The 21,266-nt window shown below is 44.4% G+C and carries 19 protein-coding genes; 2 read left to right on the top strand and 17 right to left on the bottom strand.

What is annotated here, in order from left to right; genetic code table 11:
* Window positions 1-48 precede the first annotated feature (48 nt).
* The 7 genes from aspA to B5771_RS15605 all read right to left on the bottom strand — a co-directional run bounded on the left by aspA (window position 49) and on the right by B5771_RS15605 (window position 5,618).
* Window positions 49-1,458 carry an aspartate ammonia-lyase gene (gene aspA / locus B5771_RS15630; RefSeq protein ID WP_047810034.1) on the bottom strand — a complete coding sequence of 470 codons (1,410 nt, stop codon included), beginning with the start codon at window positions 1,456-1,458 and terminating at the stop codon, window positions 49-51.
* Window positions 1,459-2,012: 554 nt separating this feature from the next.
* Window positions 2,013-2,189 (bottom strand): hypothetical protein, encoded by a 177-nt coding sequence (locus tag B5771_RS24355; protein ID WP_172408288.1) that lies wholly within the window; start codon window positions 2,187-2,189, stop codon window positions 2,013-2,015.
* A 408-nt stretch (window positions 2,190-2,597) separates the two neighbouring features.
* The gene (locus B5771_RS15625) at window positions 2,598-3,260 is read right to left on the bottom strand and encodes a GyrI-like domain-containing protein (RefSeq protein WP_088188367.1); all 663 of its coding nucleotides are present in this window, start codon (window positions 3,258-3,260) and stop codon (window positions 2,598-2,600) included.
* 3 nt (window positions 3,261-3,263) lie between these two features.
* Window positions 3,264-4,100: a MerR family transcriptional regulator gene (locus B5771_RS15620; RefSeq protein WP_242966859.1), complete on the bottom strand. Its 837-nt coding sequence runs from the start codon at window positions 4,098-4,100 to the stop codon at window positions 3,264-3,266.
* A 264-nt stretch (window positions 4,101-4,364) separates the two neighbouring features.
* The gene (locus B5771_RS15615; RefSeq protein WP_088188366.1) at window positions 4,365-4,706 is read right to left on the bottom strand and encodes a type II toxin-antitoxin system PemK/MazF family toxin; all 342 of its coding nucleotides are present in this window, start codon (window positions 4,704-4,706) and stop codon (window positions 4,365-4,367) included.
* Entirely contained in the window at window positions 4,700-4,933 is a 234-nt protein-coding gene (locus B5771_RS15610) for an AbrB/MazE/SpoVT family DNA-binding domain-containing protein (protein ID WP_088188365.1), read from the bottom strand. The genes B5771_RS15615 and B5771_RS15610 overlap by 7 nt, the downstream gene beginning before the upstream one ends.
* 127 nt (window positions 4,934-5,060) lie before the next feature.
* Window positions 5,061-5,618: a GNAT family protein gene (locus B5771_RS15605; RefSeq protein ID WP_088188364.1), complete on the bottom strand. Its 558-nt coding sequence runs from the start codon at window positions 5,616-5,618 to the stop codon at window positions 5,061-5,063.
* Between the two features lie 190 nt (window positions 5,619-5,808).
* On the opposite strand from B5771_RS15605, the gene B5771_RS15600 reads away from it, so the two are divergent.
* Window positions 5,809-6,372 carry a hypothetical protein gene (locus B5771_RS15600; protein ID WP_088188363.1) on the top strand — a complete coding sequence of 188 codons (564 nt, stop codon included), beginning with the start codon at window positions 5,809-5,811 and terminating at the stop codon, window positions 6,370-6,372.
* A 554-nt stretch (window positions 6,373-6,926) separates the two neighbouring features.
* On the opposite strand, the gene cimA is transcribed toward B5771_RS15600, so the two are convergent.
* The 10 genes from cimA to B5771_RS15550 form a co-directional block, all read right to left on the bottom strand.
* A complete protein-coding gene (gene cimA / locus B5771_RS15595) occupies window positions 6,927-8,531 on the bottom strand; it encodes a citramalate synthase (RefSeq protein WP_088188362.1) in 1,605 nt (534 codons plus the stop codon).
* A gap of 474 nt (window positions 8,532-9,005) precedes the next feature.
* Entirely contained in the window at window positions 9,006-9,638 is a 633-nt protein-coding gene (locus B5771_RS15590; protein WP_088188361.1) for a redox-sensing transcriptional repressor Rex, read from the bottom strand.
* 233 nt (window positions 9,639-9,871) lie between these two features.
* Entirely contained in the window at window positions 9,872-10,564 is a 693-nt protein-coding gene (locus B5771_RS15585) for a sporulation protein (protein WP_088188360.1), read from the bottom strand.
* Window positions 10,565-10,756: 192 nt separating this feature from the next.
* Window positions 10,757-11,764 (bottom strand): inorganic phosphate transporter, encoded by a 1,008-nt coding sequence (locus B5771_RS15580; protein WP_088188359.1) that lies wholly within the window; start codon window positions 11,762-11,764, stop codon window positions 10,757-10,759.
* Entirely contained in the window at window positions 11,757-12,383 is a 627-nt protein-coding gene (locus tag B5771_RS15575) for a DUF47 family protein (protein WP_047811503.1), read from the bottom strand. Before B5771_RS15575 ends, B5771_RS15580 begins: the two co-directional genes overlap by 8 nt.
* Window positions 12,384-12,568: 185 nt before the next feature.
* Window positions 12,569-13,894, bottom strand: a complete 1,326-nt coding sequence (locus B5771_RS15570; RefSeq protein WP_088188358.1) for a folylpolyglutamate synthase/dihydrofolate synthase family protein — start codon at window positions 13,892-13,894, stop codon at window positions 12,569-12,571.
* Window positions 13,895-13,916: 22 nt separating this feature from the next.
* Complete coding sequence (locus tag B5771_RS15565) at window positions 13,917-16,583, bottom strand: valine--tRNA ligase (RefSeq protein WP_088188586.1); 2,667 nt, start codon at window positions 16,581-16,583, stop codon at window positions 13,917-13,919.
* 331 nt (window positions 16,584-16,914) lie between these two features.
* Complete coding sequence (locus B5771_RS15560; RefSeq protein WP_088188585.1) at window positions 16,915-18,333, bottom strand: FMN-binding glutamate synthase family protein; 1,419 nt, start codon at window positions 18,331-18,333, stop codon at window positions 16,915-16,917.
* 501 nt (window positions 18,334-18,834) lie between these two features.
* Window positions 18,835-19,362, bottom strand: a complete 528-nt coding sequence (locus B5771_RS15555; protein ID WP_088188584.1) for a nitroreductase family protein — start codon at window positions 19,360-19,362, stop codon at window positions 18,835-18,837.
* 138 nt (window positions 19,363-19,500) lie between these two features.
* Window positions 19,501-20,349 carry a TIGR04086 family membrane protein gene (locus B5771_RS15550; RefSeq protein ID WP_088188357.1) on the bottom strand — a complete coding sequence of 283 codons (849 nt, stop codon included), beginning with the start codon at window positions 20,347-20,349 and terminating at the stop codon, window positions 19,501-19,503.
* A gap of 169 nt (window positions 20,350-20,518) precedes the next feature.
* On the opposite strand from B5771_RS15550, the gene B5771_RS15545 reads away from it, so the two are divergent.
* Entirely contained in the window at window positions 20,519-21,262 is a 744-nt protein-coding gene (locus tag B5771_RS15545; protein ID WP_088188356.1) for a LysM peptidoglycan-binding domain-containing protein, read from the top strand.
* Window positions 21,263-21,266 lie beyond the last annotated feature (4 nt).

The raw sequence follows: 21,266 nt of genomic DNA, 5'->3' as shown, positions 1-21,266 counted from the left end.
TTTGGCGCGGCGATCGCATGGCTGAACAAGTGTGACGCGATTCTCGCTCTATTTCCTCTCCAACAACTCCGCCCCCGCAATGCCGGGTTTCGTCATTTCATAAGGATGTAAAATTATATCAAGCTCTTCAGAAGTCAAAACTCCCTTTTCCAGCACAATATCCCGAACTGGTCTGCCGCTCATGATCGCTTCCTTGGCCACACCGGAAGCTACTTCATAGCCTACATGCGGGTTAATCGCGGTAACAATTCCCACACTATTTTCCACCATGTAGCTGCAGCGTTCGACATTTGCCGTAATCCCCTCCACACATCGTTGACGGAAAACACGCATCACATTGCGCAAGATGTCTAAGGATTGCAGCAAATTAAACACAACGACAGGCTCCATAACATTCAGCTCAAGCTGACCGGCTCCACAAGCTAAGGCAATCGTAAAATCATTCCCCTGAACCTGAAAAGCAACTTGGTTAACCACTTCTGCCATTACCGGGTTTACCTTCCCAGGCATGATCGAAGACCCTGGCTGCATCGGGGGCAGATTAATCTCATTCAAACCGGTTCTCGGCCCTGAGGCCATCAACCGCAAGTCATTCGCCACTTTAGAAAGATTGACGGCCAAAGTTTTCAGAGCTCCCGAAACCTCCATAAAGGCATCCGTGTTCTGAGTGGCATCAACCAAATCATCGGCCATACGCATTGGCAGGTTTGTCCATTCCACAATACGTTCCGTAACCTTCTCAATATACCTGGGGTCCGCATTCAAACCTGTGCCTACCGCAGTAGCACCCATATTAATCACTTCAAGAGATTTCATCGCCTGCTTTATCCGCTGAAGATCGCGGCCCATCATATGAGCATAAGCTGAAAACTCCTGACCAAGACGAATCGGCACAGCATCCTGCAAATGAGTTCTGCCCATTTTAATGATCCCGTCAAATTCCTGAGCTTTCTTCTCCAGGGATTGGCGCAATTCATCCAAAGCCTTCAGCAAATCCGTAGCCACATTCAGACTGGCAATCCGAATTGCTGTAGGAAAAACATCGTTGGTACTTTGCGCCATGTTAACATGCACATTGGGATGAACTTTAAAGTACTCTCCCTTTTTACCGTCAAGAAGCTCTATCGCCCGATTGGCAATAACTTCATTGGCGTTCATATTTATAGAAGTCCCGGCCCCCCCTTGAATCACATCAACAACAAACTGATCATCAAACTTCCCGTCAATAAGCTCCTTCGAAGCTTCAACAATCACTTTGCCTATGGCAGGACTTAGAGAACCAACAAACATATTAGCCTCAGCCGCCGCCCCTTTAACCATGCCCAAAGCACGAATCAATTCTCGATGAGGATGATACCCCGTAATGGGGAAATTTTCAGTTGCTCTTAATGTTTGAATCCCATAATAAACATCATCCGGAACATCATGAACACCTATTAAATCTTTTTCTTGACGCATACTATGACCTCTCCAATCCTTAGCGAAGTAAGCATAATGTATTTTGTATACATTATACAACTATTCTAAAAGGTTGTCGACGGAAAACTAACAAGCTGTTAAAGAACGAAAAAATCTTCCCTTTACTTATTAGCCAAGCGGGGCGCAATTATACGGTATTGATTCTGAAGGTGTTTTGGGTGGAAAGAAGTTTATTTAATAGTAATTCAAATTAGTCAGAATTAAAAAGAAGAGCCTAAACGCCCTTCTTTTACGCTCTTGCAAAAGCTTTATGTCTAGCTCTTTCGTAAATATGTTCTCTCTTATCAATGAGAAGAACTAAAACTTTAACGACGGCATCATTTACTTCATAAATTGCTCGATAGTGAACCCCATTATTATAATAGCTTCATACGATACAGACCGTTAAATTCACCCTCCAAGGCTTCACCTTGTTCTCTCGGGGAATTTTCGAGCAATAACAATTGACTTTTAAATCGTTCTCTCATTTTCTTTGGGATGGATCTCAAATACTTTTCAGCATCCCTTGTAACCTGGATATCGTACATATTTTCCTAGAGGCTGCGCAATGAAACTGTCTTTCCTTCTCCCGCCTCTCTCCTTGCCTTATGAATACGATTAGCTTTTTTTCGATCCATCGATAGTAAAAGAGACTCAGCATAAATCCCTAATTTTTCGGGCAATTTCCGATCTCTAGTTGCCTGGACAGCTCCTGCTTTTACGTTTGCCAACCTCTTCATCCTCCTTCTTTTCCAAAAATACCGTTCTCTCTTTGCCATAATTTTATTCGCTCCTAGTGTATTATACAAGAAATATTTACCATTAATATATCGGCTTTTACCACTTTTATGTAAGTTTTTACTATATTTATGCGTTTTTCATACTAATTATAATCTCATCCTTAGTCATGGCTGGCGTTGAACTAGCAACATCCTGTAGGGCTTCGCTTCATCCGAGCTTTCTTATAGGCGCTCCATTATATAGAGGATGGGAGTCTTCTTACTGCACGATAATCAAAATGGTTATGAAAAGAGCTTCCAGTGACATACTCAACCACCTACGCTAACGCATAGAGGTGAGGGACTTCTTGTCGCACGAGTTTAAAAGAATGGAAATTCTAATATTGATTAACTATAAATCTAGATTTTTCTGACTGGGTGCCTTAATACTGTTTTCAACTTTTCGGGTGTCGTCTTTCGCGGGTCACTTAGATAGATTTCATGATGACGTCTAATTTGACCGGAAGGGAGTATATCGGAGATTGCACATCTATATCCATTATCCAAAAGGAATTGTTCCATTTGCCCAAGAGTAACCGGTTCGCTATCATAGGGGCCGTTATGCATCATTTGTACACAGAGTCCCTCCGTCATAGATTCCAAACGAGCCTTTGTTGGATCAATCTTAGGCTTTTTCTGTTTCAACACGCTAACAGCCCAGTCAAAAACTTCTTCGGTAACAAATTCAGGTTGACGAATCATAGATGTCCATTGAAATTTAGATTTATCTATTAACTGTGTACTATCAAAACTATCGTCCTGAAACCACCAAAGTCCCTCCAAAGGCGGTACAACATATTCAAAATATCCTGCAGGCTGCTTTCCGCTCATCTTACTCATCTTAATGGTGAAGCTTAAACCATAAAGAATTTCCAAGGCTTCCTGATATTCTTCAGAAGTATTCGGGTCTCCCGTACCATCAACCATAATAAAATTCATCACTGGAACGTCAATTAGGACAGGCTTTTGTTTGGGCATATACAAATCCTTATATTCTTTTTTGAAATCGAATTTATCAGCCATAGTTTAACCCTCCTGTTCAATGGGAATCACAATTTCCGTAACGTACTTATTGGGATTTCCTTTGAAAACCAGTCCTGGCCCTTTGTGATAAATTTCTCTCGAAGGCAGTATACTCGTAAGGCTGTGTTCTCTTGCGTAATCCAACACAGCTTTGTAAGCTAAATTCAAGGTTTCATAAGTTCCAACATGCATAGTGCTAATTGCTCGTATTTTAGGCAACTGTTTTGCAACAATCTTCTTTCCTGCCACCATCCCTTTAGTAGGAACACAAAGTTCAATATCAGCCTCTTCCTTAAATTCGTCATCGTAATAGCAGCAAAACGGGTCTCCGGAAGCTTTTCCTTTAGCTTCTTGATAGATCATGCCAATATATTTACCAACATCGCTATACTTTCCTTTAAATCGAATAGCTGCAACTGTCAGTGCCTGGAATTCCTTTAACTCAATTTTGTAGTTCATACTACCTACCTCCATCTTTTTCGGCTGAAGGTAAAGGTCAATTTTATTAATCAGTTCTTTTCCTTTATTGATCTGTTCGGCAATCATTTCTTGCTTCTCAGCTAAATAATATGATAAATCATCCTGACTATCACAATTAGCAATGATATCTCTGATTTCCGAAATAGAAAAATCTAAATTACGCAATAAAATAACAACCTTTGCTCTTTCAAAATCATTGTTATCATAATAACGATAAGCGTTTTCTGCACGGTAAGACGGCTTCAAGATATTCTGTTCATCGTAATACCTCAAGGTCTTAACCGTTAAATTTGTAATTTTTGAAAACTCACCGATTTTATAAATGACCTCACCTCCTCGTAAGCAGTATAAACCCTCCATTGCAAAGGATAGTCAATAGGCCTTTCTGGAATTTTTGCTTTATATGCCTTCACCTAACCAGGATAAATATCGTTCTTGGTCCGATAACAAACATTTTGGCAGGTTCATGGCAACCCGTTTTCATGTTTTGGGCCAAATTCCTCTCTCTTATTCTGACACTTTTAAATTCTATTTTAATTGATTCGCTAAACTCTCATTATATAACATAATAAACTCAAGCTCTATTGGGCTTGAGTTTATCGGTGCTATTCAAATACCCCAAACTCACCTTGTTATGATAGCCTCTAGTTTAAGAATAACCTCTTCAATCGTTTCTTCCGGCACTTTGCATATAAAGCTCACGTTTCTGCTTCTCCAGTCCAGGGATTTAATCTGATCAGCCAAAACAACACCTTTGACCTCCAAATCCTCCGGGAGTTTAACTTCAAATGGGAATCCCTTCACCCGGCTTGTGATCAGACAAAAAATTCCCATCCCAGTCTTACTATTATATTCCTTAAAAGACAAAACCAAGGCCGGCCCAGCTCCTTGCTGCTCATGACCGGCCTGCGGATTTAACTGAATCCAAACTATATCACCACGTTCCGGTGCGTACTGCCTTACCATATCTCTCCTCCCACCGGATCTCCCCAATCAATCTCTTCCGCCTCATATTCGTCAGGAATTCGGGCCAGTAAGTCTTCTAAGTTGAATTTTTTTCTGGTAATTATAATCTTTTCTCCATCAAGTTCAATATCAATTGGAGTCCTGTCATTAATTTTTATTGTACTAGCCATTGAGGCCGGAATCCTTATGCCGATGCTATTTCCCCATTTCCGTGCCATTGCTTCCATAGTATCACCTTTTCCCTTTAAATATGTTTATACAAAGTATAAACAATTTTGCGGGACTTATCAGTGAACCTAGAAAGAAAATACAGAAGTATTCAAAAGCATCAGCCCCAAAGAAGAATAATTGCGACTATTTCCATTCCTCTTTTAGAAGGGCAAATAAGTATTCATCGGTGTATTCGCCTTTATTCCATGCATTTTTAATGAAATGGCCTTCTTTTCTCATTCCAATCTTTTCGAGCAATTTAACGGAACGCTTATTTCTCACATCAGTTATAGCAATGACCCTATGCCTATTCCATGCGTCAAATATAAACCCCAAAAGGCTCCTGACTGCCTCTATTCCGAACCCTTTGTTTTGATATTCTGGGCCTAATGTAAATCCGATTTCTACTTGATTCACGTCCTGCGGTAATGTATGTATGGCTAAATCTCCTACCAGACTTCTTGTATCCTTTAATTCAATTGCAATTTGAAACCAACTATCCGGTATACCAAGTTCAAAATCACTTTGTTCTCTAACGAATTCCACCGCTTGTTCAATTGTGAAATCTACCCATAATTCACTTTGATATAGCGCAACTTTGGGATTAGTCCTATACTGAAAAAAAACCTCAGCATCAGTTTCTTTAAACTTCCTTAATTCTAACCTTTTCGTTTCTATCTTGGAAAACTTTATTTGACTCATATTATTTAAAACACCTCGTATTACATTCCTGTACGACCAATACCCCTAGACAAATGATAAATTAAGGATTAGATAATCGTTTGGAGCCGGGAAATGATTATGGAAATAGCTGTTTGACGAATACTCAATACAAATTTCCAGTATCGTATTTTCCAACTTGGAAACTCTAACTAAAAGGAGTGTGATAAGATTGAAAAAAATAAACGATAGAATTCTTCTTGGAATGTTATCTGGTATCGTTGGTTTAATAGCATTAATGGTAACTGATAATATCTCGTCAAAAGCGAAAATTTCACAACGGTCATTTGCAACGACAGCTGCTGGCGTGTGGGTATCTTCTCGTAGACAAGCAGAAAAATGGCAAGGACAACTTCTCGGAACATTAATGACTATAGGCTTATGTATGGTCGGCGGAATTTCAGCCGTTAAACTGTTAACTACTTATGGTCGAGACAAATTAGTTGCCAAAGGTATTTTTTTAGGAGTTACGTTTGGGTCGGTGATAACAGCTACACTTAGCGGCCTTGCTCATAACAAAGTTAAGCCAAAGGATGCTAATAGTAATCTTTCGTATCTGGTATCTCATGCATTATTTGGTTTAGCAACAGTATTAACAGCGGCTAAAGCGGGCGATGATTCTTTGTTTGACGCTCCCCCTAAAAATAATTACTTACAATCAACAGAACAAACAACTGAGCAAATCATAGGGGCGGGAAATGATACGATTCAACCTGTCCAGCCCATATACCATTAACGAAATGTTAATAGCAAAGCCAAGAGGGTCGCAATTATACGGCGTGAAGCCTTCTGCGGGAGCCGCAGCCAAACTCGGCTTTAAATTCTCTTTCATCAGTGGGGCGGGAAACAGGACGTTTCCCGCCGGCCTTGCGACAGGGATGTCGCATAGGCCGGGCACCCCACCCGCTTGCATCAGAATTTAAAGCCCTAGTTTGGCGCGACGACCGCATGGCTGAACAAGTATAATGCGACCCTCACCTTGAGAAACATGCAAACACAAACTCCAAAGGGACACCCACCAAACGTCCCTCTTCTTAATAAGCCAAGAGGGTCGCAATTATACGGCGTGAAGCCTCTGCGGGAGCCGCAGCCAAACTCGGCTTTAAATTCTCTTTCATCAGTGGGGCGGGAAACAGGACGTTTCCCGCCGGCCATGCGACAGGGATGTCGCTTTGGCCGGGTACCCTGCCCGCTTGCATCAGAATTTAAAGCCCTAGTTTGGCGCGACGACCGCATGGCCGAACAAGTATAATGCGACCCTCGGCAGAATAAAATGACCCCAATAAGCGCCTAAACCCGCCCCCGGCGCGCCCCCTCATCAAACTTCCAAATCGTCCAATTAATCGCATCAAGCAAAGCCTGCGCACTGGCTTTCAGAATATTATTGGAAACCCCAATCGTCCCCCAAACCTCGTGCCCCAAACGCGTATCAATAATAACCCGAACAATAGCCTCAGTCCCTCGCGAACCATCCAAGACCCTAACCTTATAATCCACCAGTTCACTCTCCGCCAAAATCGGAAAGAAACTTGCCAGAGCCTGACGCAGCGCCGAATCCAATGCATTCACAGGACCGTTGCCTTCGGCGGCAATTTGCACGGTCTGTTCCCCGACTTTAACCTTCACAACGGCCACCGAATCAAGCTCACCGCGCAACGGATCACTCCAGACATGATAATCTAAAACTTCAAAGGGAGACGTAAAACGATTTAAGGTGCGGACCAGCAGCAAATCAAGACTGCCCTCAGCGGCCTCGAACTGGAACCCATTGTTCTCCATATCCTTAATTTCGAGCATTGCCTTCTCCACCAAGGGATCTTCTTTAACAATATCCGGATCAAAACGGCGAAGCCGTTCGAAAATATTTGCTTTTCCCGCTTGGTCAGAAATCAATATTCTCCGTTCATTCCCTACCTCGCCCGGGTCCATGTGTTCAAAAGTCCGATGATTCTTGAGAATCGCATCAACATGCATTCCGGCTTTATGAGCAAAGGCACTGCGGCCTACGTAGGGCTGTTTCTCATCAAAGGGCGCATTGGAAAGCTCCGCGGCAAAGCGAGAAAAAGGAGTAATCTTGTGCAGGGCGGAGTCCGAAAGGACGTCATAGTTTCCCTTAACTTGCAATAAAGGAACTAAAGTACTTAAATTGGCATTTCCGCAGCGTTCACCATATCCGTTCCAAGTTCCCTGGACCTGGGTTACTCCTGCCTCTACGGCTACCAGAGAGTTAGCCACTGCCAAGCCGCTGTCATTATGAACATGAATTCCTAACTCTTGAGGAGCAAATTCACGTCTCACCATTTCTACTCCCAAGGCAATGTCCTTCGGCAAAGAACCGCCATTCGTATCACATAAGACAGCTATGGAAGCTCCGGCTTGAAGAGCCATCTCAATACACTTCAGAGCATAGTCCGGGTTTTCCTTAAACCCATCAAAAAAATGTTCAGCATCAAAAAAGACGTCATGGCCTTGTTTGACTAAGAAGGAAACAGATTCACGGATCAGGCGCAGATTTTCCTCCAAGCTCGTCCGCAAAACATCTCGCACATGCAGATCCCATGATTTTCCGAAAATAGTAATCGTTTTAGCTCCGGAAGCCACCAGCTTAAGTAAAATCTCACTGTTTTCCGGCGCTTCATTCACTTTGCAGGTACTTCCAAAGGCAGCTATATGTGTCATAGGAACCTCTTGTTCCTTAATAAGCTGAAAGAAATTATCATCTCTGGGATTAGCTCCCGGCCATCCTGCTTCAACATAGAGACTGCCCATTTCTTCGATCCGCTTGACATAACTCAGCTTGTCTTGTGTCGAAAAATGAATCCCTTCTCCCTGTGCTCCATCTCTTAAAGTTGTATCGTAGATTGTAATTTTTCGTTTAGCTTCGTTTTGATTCATTTTTCCCCTCCGCAATCCAAAAAGTATACCAAATGGTATCAAAAAACCCGCAGCCGTTCCTAAGAACTTCCACGGGGCTTTTGTCCCACACGGTGTAGTTGGGTATTTTCCAACCTGTGTCGCTCGGTCCAGACCATATTCAGCGGAACCCTTAACACACTTCTTGTTGTCTATTATATGACACAAACACCTTAATGTACAACAGTGCATTCTCCATAACAATAATTAATTGCGAAACAACAGCAGAAATTTTATAATCATTGCTCTTAATTATGTATAATTATTTTATTAAAAAAACAAGCATGATTATTTAATTGTTTAGTTTATTATTTTTTTATTTGCATAAACCGTTCTCGTGAATAATCTGCTGAAGCTTAAAAAAGAAAAAGAAACAACAAAGAGAACGGTCTATGCCTATGTAAAAGGTATTTGACCGAACTCATTAGTTAGCAGCTGAGTTGCTGCTGCATGACTCTAAAATCGTTGAGCGCCGACGTTAAAAGTAAGTACTTCGAGATTAACAGCAAGATCGACATTCCTCAGTTCAATCTCAGGCGGAACATTCAAGACGACAGGTGCAAAATTTAAGATTGCTTGCACACCGGCCTTAATGAGTTTATCCGCAATTTCCTGAGCGACAGATGAAGGTACGGCAATAATACCGATCTGAGTTTGATTTTGTCTCGTAACTTCTTCAATGTGGTCAATTGGTAAGATTTCAACGTCACCGATTTTGGTTCCAATCTTATCAGGATCTGAATCAAAAATACTGGTAATGATGAACCCCCGCTCGCGAAAGCCTTTGTATGAACTTAAGGCCAAACCTAAGTGCCCGGCACCGACCAAAGCAACGCTCCAATCAACACTTAACCCAAGAATTCTCAAAATATGCTGACGAAGATCTTTGACGTTATATCCTACACCCCTTGTTCCAAACTCTCCGAAGTACGCTAGGTCTTTCCTGACTTGTGCGGGGCTGACGCCCACTCCTTCCGCGATATCCCCTGATGAGGTAGTAATTATTCCTTTTCTATCGACGTCTGTCAGATGTCGTGAGTAAACTGAAAGTCGAATAATAGTAGCCTCTGGGATTTTAAGCGTTTTCAATAAGTTCCCTCATTTCTCATCTGATATTTAAATCAAATTAACTTAATCGGATAATAATAATAATAAAATTATAGTTATGTTAATTATATCACTATTAACTAAAAACGCAAATAGTTCCATTTTATAATCTTCTGACTATTAATCATCGCCCTTGATACTCTCCCTTTAGCATTTTTTAGCTTATAGTTTATAGTTGGCTTATATTTTATAATTTTGCTTATATCTTATAGTTATTATTTCCCAGAAAATGCATTTATAATCCTCGTGGCAGCAAAATATAGAGACAATCCTAAAAGCTGCTGATCTTGTGGGTCATTCTTCGCCCGAAGCAAATTATAGAGATTATGAAGCTGAACTAATTGTGAAGGGGAATGCTCTCCAGCCAGACTATTCCATATCTGCTGTTCCTGAGCTAAACGTTGAGAACTGATTCCTTCCTGCAAGAGAGCATTAACATTGGCAAGAAGTTCTATCGTTAGACGCGAACCATTCCCCATAACACGAAACGATCGCTCTTGGAGTTCAACTTGTTTAATCACAGCAGGAATACCCTTAGCAGCAAGAGCTTCTTTGACGCCGCTTAACTCCTTTGCCGTGTGGCCTAAACCGATGGCAACAATCCAAGGGTCCCTGCTGATAATGCCGCCATCATTCGCTAACTCCTGCAGCTGCTTAAGGCAGGACTGAGCATTTTCTTCACTCTGAAAAACACCAATTTGACAGGTCCAAAAGGTCGCTTTGGGCAGAACCAAGGTGTCTGCTTGATTTTTCGCTTGACCGTCAGATGTGATTTGAGGAATCCTTACCTTTGCTGAATGATCTACGAGTTCCAAATAGGCTTTTCCAATTCCCCACGTCAGCAACCCCAGGGCCATCATCCCCAAGAGCACCAACGTGAGAATACGCAGCCGCTGAAATTGATTCATCCTTCTACTCCTCCCGTAAGGTCCGGACAACCCTTCTACCGGAAGATATGTAGGAAAACTGAAAAATAGACTCCTAAATTCAAAAAGAGGCTGCCGCAAACGCTTAACAGTTTACGGCAGCCCCTTCAGCTTCTTTATCCCCATCTAAAACCCTCACTTCTCCAAGCGGGGGCTATTCCTTTAATTTCACTCCTACATAATTCTCGAAACAACGAGATAATATAGGGCAGCTATCAATGAAGTTGTGGGAATTGTCACAATCCAAGCAATCAGCATTTGTTGAGCAACGCCCCAACGCACAGCCGAAACCCTTTTAGCACTGCCGACTCCCATAATAGAACCGGAGACAACATGGGTCGTCGAAACCGGAAGGTGAAGACTTGGAAATACAGTCGCTGTCCAGATGACAATTGATGAGCTCAGATCAGCAGCAAAGCCGTTAATGGGTTCCAGTTTAAAAATTTTCCCGCCCATAGTATGAATAATTTTCCAGCCACCGGCAGCCGTCCCCAGAGACATGGCCAGAGCACAGGCCAGTTTAACCCAAAGAGGAGGTGCCAGAACCGTCTGAGCCTGAATTCCGGTGGCAATGAGCGTCATAGTAATAATCCCCATGGACTTTTGGGCATCATTGGAGCCATGATTAAAGGCCAACAAGCCTGCGGAAAGGACCTGCATTTTCTTGAACCCGTGATTGACACGTGACGGTGATAATTTACCAAAGGCCATATTTAAGATTTTCATAATGATAAATCCTAAAATCATACCAATAATCGGTGAAAAGACCAAGGCTGCCAGGATCTTGCCTAAGCCATCCCAGTGTAGAACGGCAAAGCCGGCTTTGGCGGCAGCAGCACCGGCAACACCTCCGACAATAGCGTGGGAAGAGCTGCTGGGAATTCCTAAATACCACGTTACAAGATTCCAGGTAATAGCGCTGAGCAAGGCAGCAATAATGACCTCTTGGGTCGTTAACTTGGGCGAAACAATATCCTTGGCAATCGTTTGGGCCACTCCCGTGCTGACCAATGCTCCCAGCAGATTAAATGCGGCCGCTAAAACAACCGCATGTTTCGGACTCAAAGCCCGAGTCGATACGCTGGTGGCAATAGCATTTGCTGTATCATGGAATCCATTAATGTAGTCAAAGCATAAGGCTAAAAAGACAACTACTACTAATAATACGCCAATATTAGTCATATTTGAGAACCACACTTTTAAGGAGATCGGCAATAGATTCACAATGATCTAACGTCGTTTCAATATGCTCAAGAATCTCTTTCCACTTAATAATTTCAATGGGATCCTTCTCAAATTCAAAAAGTCGAGCTACTTCCTGGCGATAAAGTTTATCTCCCGCGCTTTCTAGATGATAAATCTCCTCGGCTGCAGCTAGAATAATGGTCTTTTTGAAATGAATATTACCTAAACAAGAGAAAGCCGATTGGATTTGCTGTGTTGCCAGTTCTACTAAATGAACAAGTTCTTGGGCGCCAAGGGACGGTTTTCCGGTTCGGTAGAGAAGCATGCGTTCCACAGTACCTTCAGCGAAATCAACGATATCATCCAGTACTTGAGCGAGTTTATAGATGTCTTCTCGATCCAAAGGTGTGATAAACGTAGAATTAAGACGTTCCATGATTTGATTGGTTATATTGTCCGCTTCATGTTCAAACCGATGCATTTGAGCTGCATCTTCCGAGGATACAGAGTCTTGCTGCATAATATCCTGGAGTCTCTTTAAGGTCTTGGAAACGACTTGGGTACTTTGGGTGAAAAGCAGATAGAATTTATCTTCTTTAGGTGACAAACCGAACATGCGAAATAACCCCCAACGTATTTTTTTCAGCTCCCTAGAAAACGCAAACCTATTTCATGTCATTCCAGGGAGTATTGTATCAAATCTCAGGGGGTTTGTGTAAAAAAAATGTTAAGTTTTTCGAAACAGTTTTAAAAAAAGTGACTTTTATCAGGACTATTAGCTTTTGTTATGTTAAGAGAAGGTTATCGTTTCTTTAACTCCTCAATTAAAGCTTGACGGGCATCGGCAAGCATATAAAGGGAACCTGTAACACAAAGCATGTCCTTTTCACCCACACGGCTGAGGGCATAAATAACCGCCTCTTTGGGATCTTCGATACATTGAACAGGACAGCCGTGCTTTTCAGCCAGTCTCCCCAGGGACGTCCAATCTCCGGCCCGCGGAGAATTGGGGCGGGTGACGATAACCTCCTCGGCCATAGGCACCAGCATATCCACGACCTTTTCCCGCTCCTTATCAGCCAGCATGCCGAAACATAGGATGAGGCGTTCCCGGGAATAAAGCGGCAGGGCTTCCGCCAAAGCTTGAGCCCCATCAACATTATGAGCCCCATCCAAAAGGATTTTTGGTTGAAGAGAAAGCAATTCCAGACGTCCGGGCCATTCGACATTGCGCAAGCCCGCATAGACAGCCTCTCGCGGGATTGTTACTCCGTAGTTGCTTTGCAAAAGTTCACAGACAGTTACAGCTGTTGCGGCATTGCGCAGCTGATGAAGGCCTATGAGGTGCAGGCGTAATTTATAATACGTCGAGTGCAGGCCCACCAGGTCAAATTCCTGTTCCAGCTCACCGCTCCAAATGCTCTCCCAATTGACATCCTCGCCGACAAGGTATATGGGAACGCTATTGGCCTGCGCCGTGTCACGCAGGACTTGAATAACCTCAGAGTTTTGAGCAGCCGTTACCACCAAAGACTCCGGTTTAATAATCCCAGCCTTTACTTTGGCAATAGATACCAGGTCTGGGCCCAGATAATCCATATGATCCATAGCTACATTGGTAATCACAGAAATCAAGGGGGTTACGACATTGGTCGAATCAATCGCCCCTCCTAAACCAACTTCTATGAGAGCATAATCAATTTCTTCTTGAGCAAAGTAGCGAAGTGCCAGAGCAGTGCTCACCTCAAATTCAGTGGGATGCTCAAATCCTTCTGCTACCATCGCCTCCAGATGGGGGCGAAGGTCAGCAATGATCCGGATCATCGTTTCTTTGGGAATCATTTGCCCGTTGATGGTCATACGCTCACGATAATCGTGAAGATGAGGCGACGTAAAGACACCAACCTTATAGCCTGCTTCCCGTAAGATCCGGGCAATCATCACCGTCGTTGAGCCTTTGCCATTGGTCCCCCCCACATGGACGACACGCAGTTTCTTTTCCGGGTTGCCTAACCGTTTCAGAAGTTCCCGGATTCTGTCTAAACCAAAGTTCATCCCAAATGTTGTCAGGTTGACAAGGTAATCAAGACTCGCTTGATACGTTTGCTCAAGTTCCATTGATTTCATCTCGTTTTCCCCCTGTAACTTATTAACTCTGCTGCAGTTCCTTTAGACGTTCTTCTAAAGCAATTTTGCGGGCAGCTAAACCTTCTGCTCTTTCCCGTTCTTTGGCCACAACAGCTGCCGGCGCTTTGCCGACAAAGCCTGGGTTATTGAGCTTCACTTCCAGTACGTTCTGTTCTGAAACCACGAGAGCGATCTCCTTCTCTAAACGAGCCACTTCCTTATCCAGATCCATGAGTCCTTTGAGCGGGAGATAAATTTCCACACCCTCTAAGACAGCACTGGCCGCTTGGGAAGGTTTTTCGGCCGCAGCTTCGAGCAGTTCCACACTTGCTCCTCCGGCAAGCTTGAGGATATCTGCTTTTCCTCGTTCCAAAACCTGACGCTGACTGGAATCAGCGGCCAGAATCAGAATCTCCACCTTCTGTCCGGGTGAGACTTTCATTTCAGCTCGAATATTGCGGATGGCTTTAATAGCATCCATCAAAAGCGTCATGTTTCTCACGGCATCTTCTTCATGATAAGCCGGTGCCTCGGGCCAGGACTGCATCATAATGCTGACCCCCTCAACGGGAAGGTTCTGCCAAATTTCCTCGGTCAAGAAAGGCATAAAGGGATGCAATAAACGCAATGTCCCTTCAAGGACTTCCAGGAGAATAGATTGGGCGGTATGACGGGCAAGCACATCTTCTTTGTTATAAAGGCGGGGCTTGCTGAGTTCAATATACCAATCGCAGAATTCATTCCAAATAAATTCGTACAGAATTCGGCCGGCTTCACCGAGATCGAAGGATTCCAAGGCTTCAGTCGTTTTCTCAACCAGGGAGGCGTAACGGGTCAAGATCCAGCGGTCTGCCAGGGTAAGCTCTCCCCTTGGCCCAGCCTCGTAGTCTTCCAAGTTCATGAGCACAAAGCGGGAAGCATTCCAGATCTTATTACAGAAATTCCGGGTTGCCTCCAATCGTTCCGGATGAAAGCGCAGATCATTGCCCGGAGTATTGCCGGTAATCAGCATAAAGCGCAGAGTATCGGCTCCATACTGTTCAATAACTTCAATCGGGTCAACACCGTTACCCAGGGATTTGCTCATTTTCCGCCCTTTAGAATCAAGAACCAAGCCGTGAATCATTACTTTCGGGAAGGGCACTTCTTTCCTGAACTCCATAGCCATAAAGATCATCCGCGCGACCCAGAAAAAGATAATATCCCTGCCGGTTACCAACACCGACGTCGGATAAAACTGCTTCAGTTCCGGTGTTTTTTCCGGCCAGCCCATAGTGGAAAACGGCCAGAGTCCTGAGGAAAACCAAGTATCCAAGACGTCAGGATCTTGCTTGAGATGAACTCCTCCGCAAGAAGGACAGCTTGTGGGGTCTTCCTTCGCACAGATCTCCTGTCCGCAGTCGTCACAATACCAAACCGGAATGCGGTGTCCCCACCACAGTTGACGGGAAATACACCAATCGCGAATATTTTCCATCCACCCGAGATAGATCTTATCAAAACGATCCGGCACAAATCCTAAACGTCCGTCCTTAATGACCTCAATGGCCGGCTTAGCCAAAGGCTCCATTTTCACAAACCATTGTTTGCTGACCATGGGTTCGATCACTGTAGCACAGCGATAACATTCCCCGACAGCATGAGCATGGGCGTCAATTTTGATTAGGACGCCTAAGGCCTTGAGATCCTCGACAATTACTTTGCGGGCTTCAAAACGGTCTAGCCCTCGATATTTTCCGGCCTGCTCATTCATTTTGGCTTCTTTGTCCATCACGGCAATTTGCGGCAGCTGATGACGCAGACCGATTTCAAAATCGTTAGGGTCGTGGGCCGGGGTTATTTTCACAGCACCGGTACCAAACTCCCGATCCACATACTCATCGGCGATAATCGGAATTTCTCGTCCCACCAAGGGCAGGATCAAGGTTTTGCCGATCAAGTGCTGATAGCGCTCATCCTCTGGGTGAACAGCCACTGCTGTGTCTCCCAGCATCGTCTCCGGTCTCGTCGTGGCAACGATTAAGGTTTCATCACTATCTTTTACAGGATAACGCAAATGATACAAGTTTCCTTCGCTGTCCACATGTTCAACTTCAATATCCGAAATCGTGGTGTGGCATTTCGGGCACCAATTGACGATATAATTTCCCCGGTAAATCAGCCCTTTTTGATACAGGGTTACAAAGGCTTCGCGAACTGCCTGGGAACAGCCCTCGTCCATGGTAAACCGTTCCCGCTCCCAATCACAGGAAGCGCCTAAGCGGCGCAGTTGCTGGGTAATCCGCCCGCCATACTGATTTTTCCATTCCCACACCCGGTCTAAAAATTTCTCGCGTCCAAGTTCCCCCCTGCTCGTTCCTTCTTTGACGAGCTGAGCTTCCACTTTGGCCTGCGTAGCAATCCCGGCATGATCTGTCCCCGGCAGCCAAAGGGTATTAAAGCCGCGCATGCGCTTATACCTTGTCAAGATGTCCTGGATCGTTCCATCCATAGCGTGGCCTAAGTGCAGAGCACCTGTAACGTTCGGCGGCGGCATGACAATACTAAAAGGGCTTTTCTTCTCATCAACCTCCGAATGAAAAAATCCATTTTCCTCCCAAAACTGATACCATTTCCCCTCAACTTGACTTGAATCGTAGGCCTTAGCCATTTCTATCTTTTCCGGATTTTTGTTAAGACTTTCATCCATAATGTGCCAAACTCCTTCCTGCATTGAATTAAAAAAGCTTTTCATCCTGATAAAGGACGAAAAGCGATCGTGGTACCACCTTAATTTAGTGAAACAGCCTCAAAGGTTTTGGCGGTTTCACACTCATTGTTTCGTCTAACGGGTTTTCCGTCAGAGAGTACTCCATTCCCCTCTGCCCCTCCTGTGCGACCCAAGCGCTTCTCCGTAAAGACCTCTCAGCTCATAGTCTTTTTCTCTGGACGGTATCTTGATGCTATTCCTCACAATCATCGAGTTTAACCAATATTTGATTTGAATACATTATACTCAGCCGGATGACTATTGTCAAAATTTATGAATCTTTAAACGTATAAGCAGGTTTTACGCCGGTAACTTTCGCCGTCCATTCGTCCAAGGCCACCAGATCATTGGGACCAAGCTCAGCCAATGCTGTTTTCCCCAAAGCCCGCACGCCTTCCTCCATCTCCTTAGCCATCGACTTGAAAACGTTGGCAACGCTTTGACTGGCCAAATTAATATCCAGGCGATCTTTATAAGGGGAATCATACCAAACCAATTGAGTTAAGGGCTCCCAAGGGAGAATCTTATGAACTTGGCGATGAACTAAAGCAAACAAAGGGACCGTTCCCAAATATACGGCATCGGCTCCCAGGGTTAAGGCCTTCAAACATTCTCCGCTGGTAGCGTAACCGCCGGCGACTACTAAGCTCACTTCTTTGCGGGCTCCCTGTTCCACTAAAAATCGCTCTGCCCGCACTAAGCCGAGCAAGCTGGGGATTCCTAAATCATCGCAAATCATGGGGGAAGCACCGGAAGCCCCACCCTGTGCTCCATCGACGACAATCACATCAAAACCCGCTTCCAAAGCAACGGCTAAGTCCCTTTCAATAGCGCCTGTCGCCATAATCTTTAAGGCAATAGGTTTCCCCCCCGCTTGAGCTCTTAAATCCTCCACATACTTCATCCAATCCCAAGGGCTCTGAATCCCCGGTATAACCGCGGATGTAACGAGAGATTCGACAGGCGAAATTCCCATCAGTCTTTGGGCTTTCCCTTTAACAACAGACGGTTCAACAGTAAAAGGGCCCATACGTGCCCCTTGGCCCATCTGCACTTCAAGCATATCTGCAGCCGCAATAGCCTCCGGGGTATGTCCCCACGGACTTCTGCTGATTTGCCAAATAAACTTTCCCGCCTCTTGCCGTTCTTCCGCTAAATAAGGACCCTCGCCGGAATTGGTAGCTGTCTGAAGCTGCTTGGCAGCCTTGGCCAAGGCCCGCTTAGCTTGTTCACTAAGACCAACGCCATAGCCCATACCACTTATCATTAGGGGAATTTCAATGGTTAAAGGTTTTTGGGCCTTAGGCCCAAGAGTTACTTTCATATCAACGGGAACGTCTGCCTCTTTGGGCAGCCGGGCCATCTGACCGGGAACAAACATCAATGTATCAAAATGTGGCATTCGTTTTGGGGACCCCAGAGGCCGCTCGATAAGGCCGCCTTTTTCGGCTCGTAAGCTGATTTCCAATATGGTCTGAAGTGAGGTTCGGCGAACGGCACTCCAGAGTTCCATTAGATTCTCATGATACTTGTCTTGAAGCAGCCTGTCGATCACCAGGCCAAAAAGGCGCTGCACGATGGTGCGGAACATCCGTTTTCCTATAAAAAAGATCAGCACCAGGAGCAAGACTCCTGCCAGGAACGCTCCCAGGGCTGAAAGGCCAATAACCAGCAGAGCAGTCTGCAGCAACAATGCCAATCCCCCATCTTTGCAAATATGTTACTATCTTAGAGTAGTCTGCACCACAAGTTAAAGAATATTCGCTGAGTCCCCTGGCTTTTGCGGCGAAAAAGAGGCCGTTGCAAAATGCATAAACGCTCCTCATTAAAAAAACTCTGCCTAAATCGTGGTTTAAATCATCCACTTAGATGCAGAGTTTTGTTTATAAAACGTATAAATATTCGTTAGGCAACGGACTCTTAACGTCTTGACAATTAATTTACTTATTTAAGTATTTACTTTATAGCATTTACTTATTTATTTGAGTAATTTATAGAAACAGTTTTTTACAGAGCGGCTGCTATATCGTGATACTTGCCACGTTGTGAACCTCCCCTACCTACACTTCGCTAAGAAAGAAAACACTGTTTTCGCCGTAGGATAGGGCTTCCGGCAATCCCATAATGCATATCTCAAGGGTATCTCGTTAGAGATGCCTCACCCGATAGACGTGAGGCGGGATTATGAAAGTTATTTGCCCCACTTGCCACGGAAAGCAATCTCTTCTATAGCTTTGCGAGGACGAGGGCGACGTTCCTCTGCAGCATATCCCAAAGGAGTCATGGCCACTACACGAACATCCTCCGGAATCTGCAAAGCTTCCCGAACCTTCTCCTCAGTAAATAAGCCTTGCCAGCAAGTCCCCAGCCCTTGTTCCGTCGCTGCTAAGACCAGATGTTCCATAGCAAGACCTGCATCAAGCATCATAAAATCCTTGCCTTCCCAGATTTCCGATTCCTTAGGCACCGCACAGAGTACTATAACGATGGGAGCCCCCGTTAACGCTTTTCGCCCGGGATTTAACTCTCCCATACTGTCGGCCAAAGCTGCTTTTCCTGCTGCCTCTTCCACAACAATAAAGCGCCAACATTGCATATTTTTCCAGGAAGGTGCCAAGCGAGCCGCTTCCAAAACGTAATCCAGTTTTTCCTTCTCCACAGGCGTATCTTTATAAGTACGCAAGCTCCTACGGGTCTGAGCTAATTCAAGAAAATTCATCATTAATAGTCTCCTTTTTTTGCTGCTTTCACTCTAATGCTTGTATTATTCTCAATTTCGAGTTCTTCTTTCAGAATTCTCTTTAAATGCCCAGGATTCCTTCTCCCGCAAGGCCCTTGAGAAAAATTTACTTTCGTATTATTCCCACCACGGCTTATCATCCTTCGTCTTAGGAAAATTACCTTTTTTTTCTTGCTCTGACTCTCTATCCCAAGGCCATTCAATCTCTGAATCAGCCCCCGAATCAAAGGTTGAATTCGGCGAATCCATTTCAAAATTTGAAGCTGATTTTGAATCTGATGTAATATCTGATTCAAAATCCAGCATTGAATCCAGATTCGTATTCGGCTTCGGCTTAGAATTTAACAAAAATTGAGAACTGGAGTTGGAATCAGAATATGAATTTAACTTAAAATTAGACTTTGTACTTAAACCAGAATTAAAATCCTCTTGATCCGAGTCAAAAGACCAATCATCAATATCAAGATTGCTGCCTACAACTGAAGATCCCTCTCGGCTGTGAAGATCATCATTCATATTCCAATCAAGATCGCTGCCCATCTGTTTTTCACTGCCATATCCGGCATAATGCGGCCTATAGTTGGTATTAGCTTTTCCGCCGCCCCAAGAACCCCTAACGCTTCCCTTCGAGCCTCCTGCTCCGAAGGCCCCTGCAATAATGCCTAATATTGCTCCTTCCCCCAAAACCTGAATAAAACCCCAGACCCGAATCGGAAGAAATAAAGCCAGCAACAGAGTCCCGACAGTTACATAGCCAAAGCCTGTAATCCCTCCCATTATCCATTCTCCGCTTTCCCGCGAGGTACGATACCCGCCCACCAAGCAGCTTGCCAAAAGCCCAATATCCACCAGGCTGGAAACACTTAGTCCTCCTAACCCCGTGGCTCCCCACAGCATTCCGGCCAGAAGGGTTAACAGGGTAACCAGCAAAGCCGTTGTAATTCCCTTCAAAACACATGAAAGCATGAATAAACTCCTCCTAACATTATGGATTTTTCAGCCTTGAAACACTCTATCCTTCTATAACTACGCCGAACCCGTCCTATACATTCCATTCATCTCCATAATTATCCATTACCACGTTCTCTGGCTTGCGAATATAGTGTACTATGCCGTAGCAAAAGGAGGAGTCCTCATGGATTATGCACGCTATGTAGTGCGAGCAGGGGATACTATTTACAAGATCTCAAAAGCTTACTCGGTTGAAATGTCCGAGATCATTCAGCTTAATCATTTAAAACATCCCGATCGTATTTATGCCGGTCAAATACTGCTGCTCCCAATTACAAAAACTCTTGAACCAATACCGGGAGAAATACCTGAGCCAAATTTTACATATGCCATTTGGCTCTACGATGCTTATGCTGGCACTGATTCGGAACTAACCGCTATTACCACATATCTTTATCAGGCCGTATTACTTGATCGTCCGGAATTTGACGCTTTATTAAGACCCATCGCTTATGATGAACTCCGCCATTTGGAAAAGCTGGCCCTGGCTTTACGACATCTTGGTGTCGATCCCAGGTACGGTGCCTTAAGCAGCGGTCACTGGGTTGACTGGCGATCCCGTTTTATCAACTATACAAGTGAACTTTGTGCACTCCTTGACGCAAATATTGAAGACGAAGCCAAAGCTCATCGTGTTTATCTTGAACTGGCCAATAAGATCCCCATCTCGGAAATCCAAGAAATTTTAACAGAAATAGCCTGCGATGAAGAACGACATTATTATCTCTTTTGCCAAGCCAAGGAACAATTCTGCAGCAATTGCGCCTGCCCGCCTCCGCCCCCTTGCTCTCCGGATCCCGCTTATACCCCCTCTGAGGATCCTGATCCGCCAGAACAATCGGGGCCCCCTGATGGAGCCCGGGGCTAACTTT

Origin of the sequence: Desulfosporosinus sp. FKA, assembly GCF_002196785.1 — a bacterium.
In the GTDB taxonomy this organism is placed as follows: domain Bacteria; phylum Bacillota; class Desulfitobacteriia; order Desulfitobacteriales; family Desulfitobacteriaceae; genus Desulfosporosinus; species Desulfosporosinus acididurans.
The sequence above is the reverse complement of the archived record's forward strand: the minus strand, read 5'-3'. Positions and strand labels throughout refer to the sequence as shown.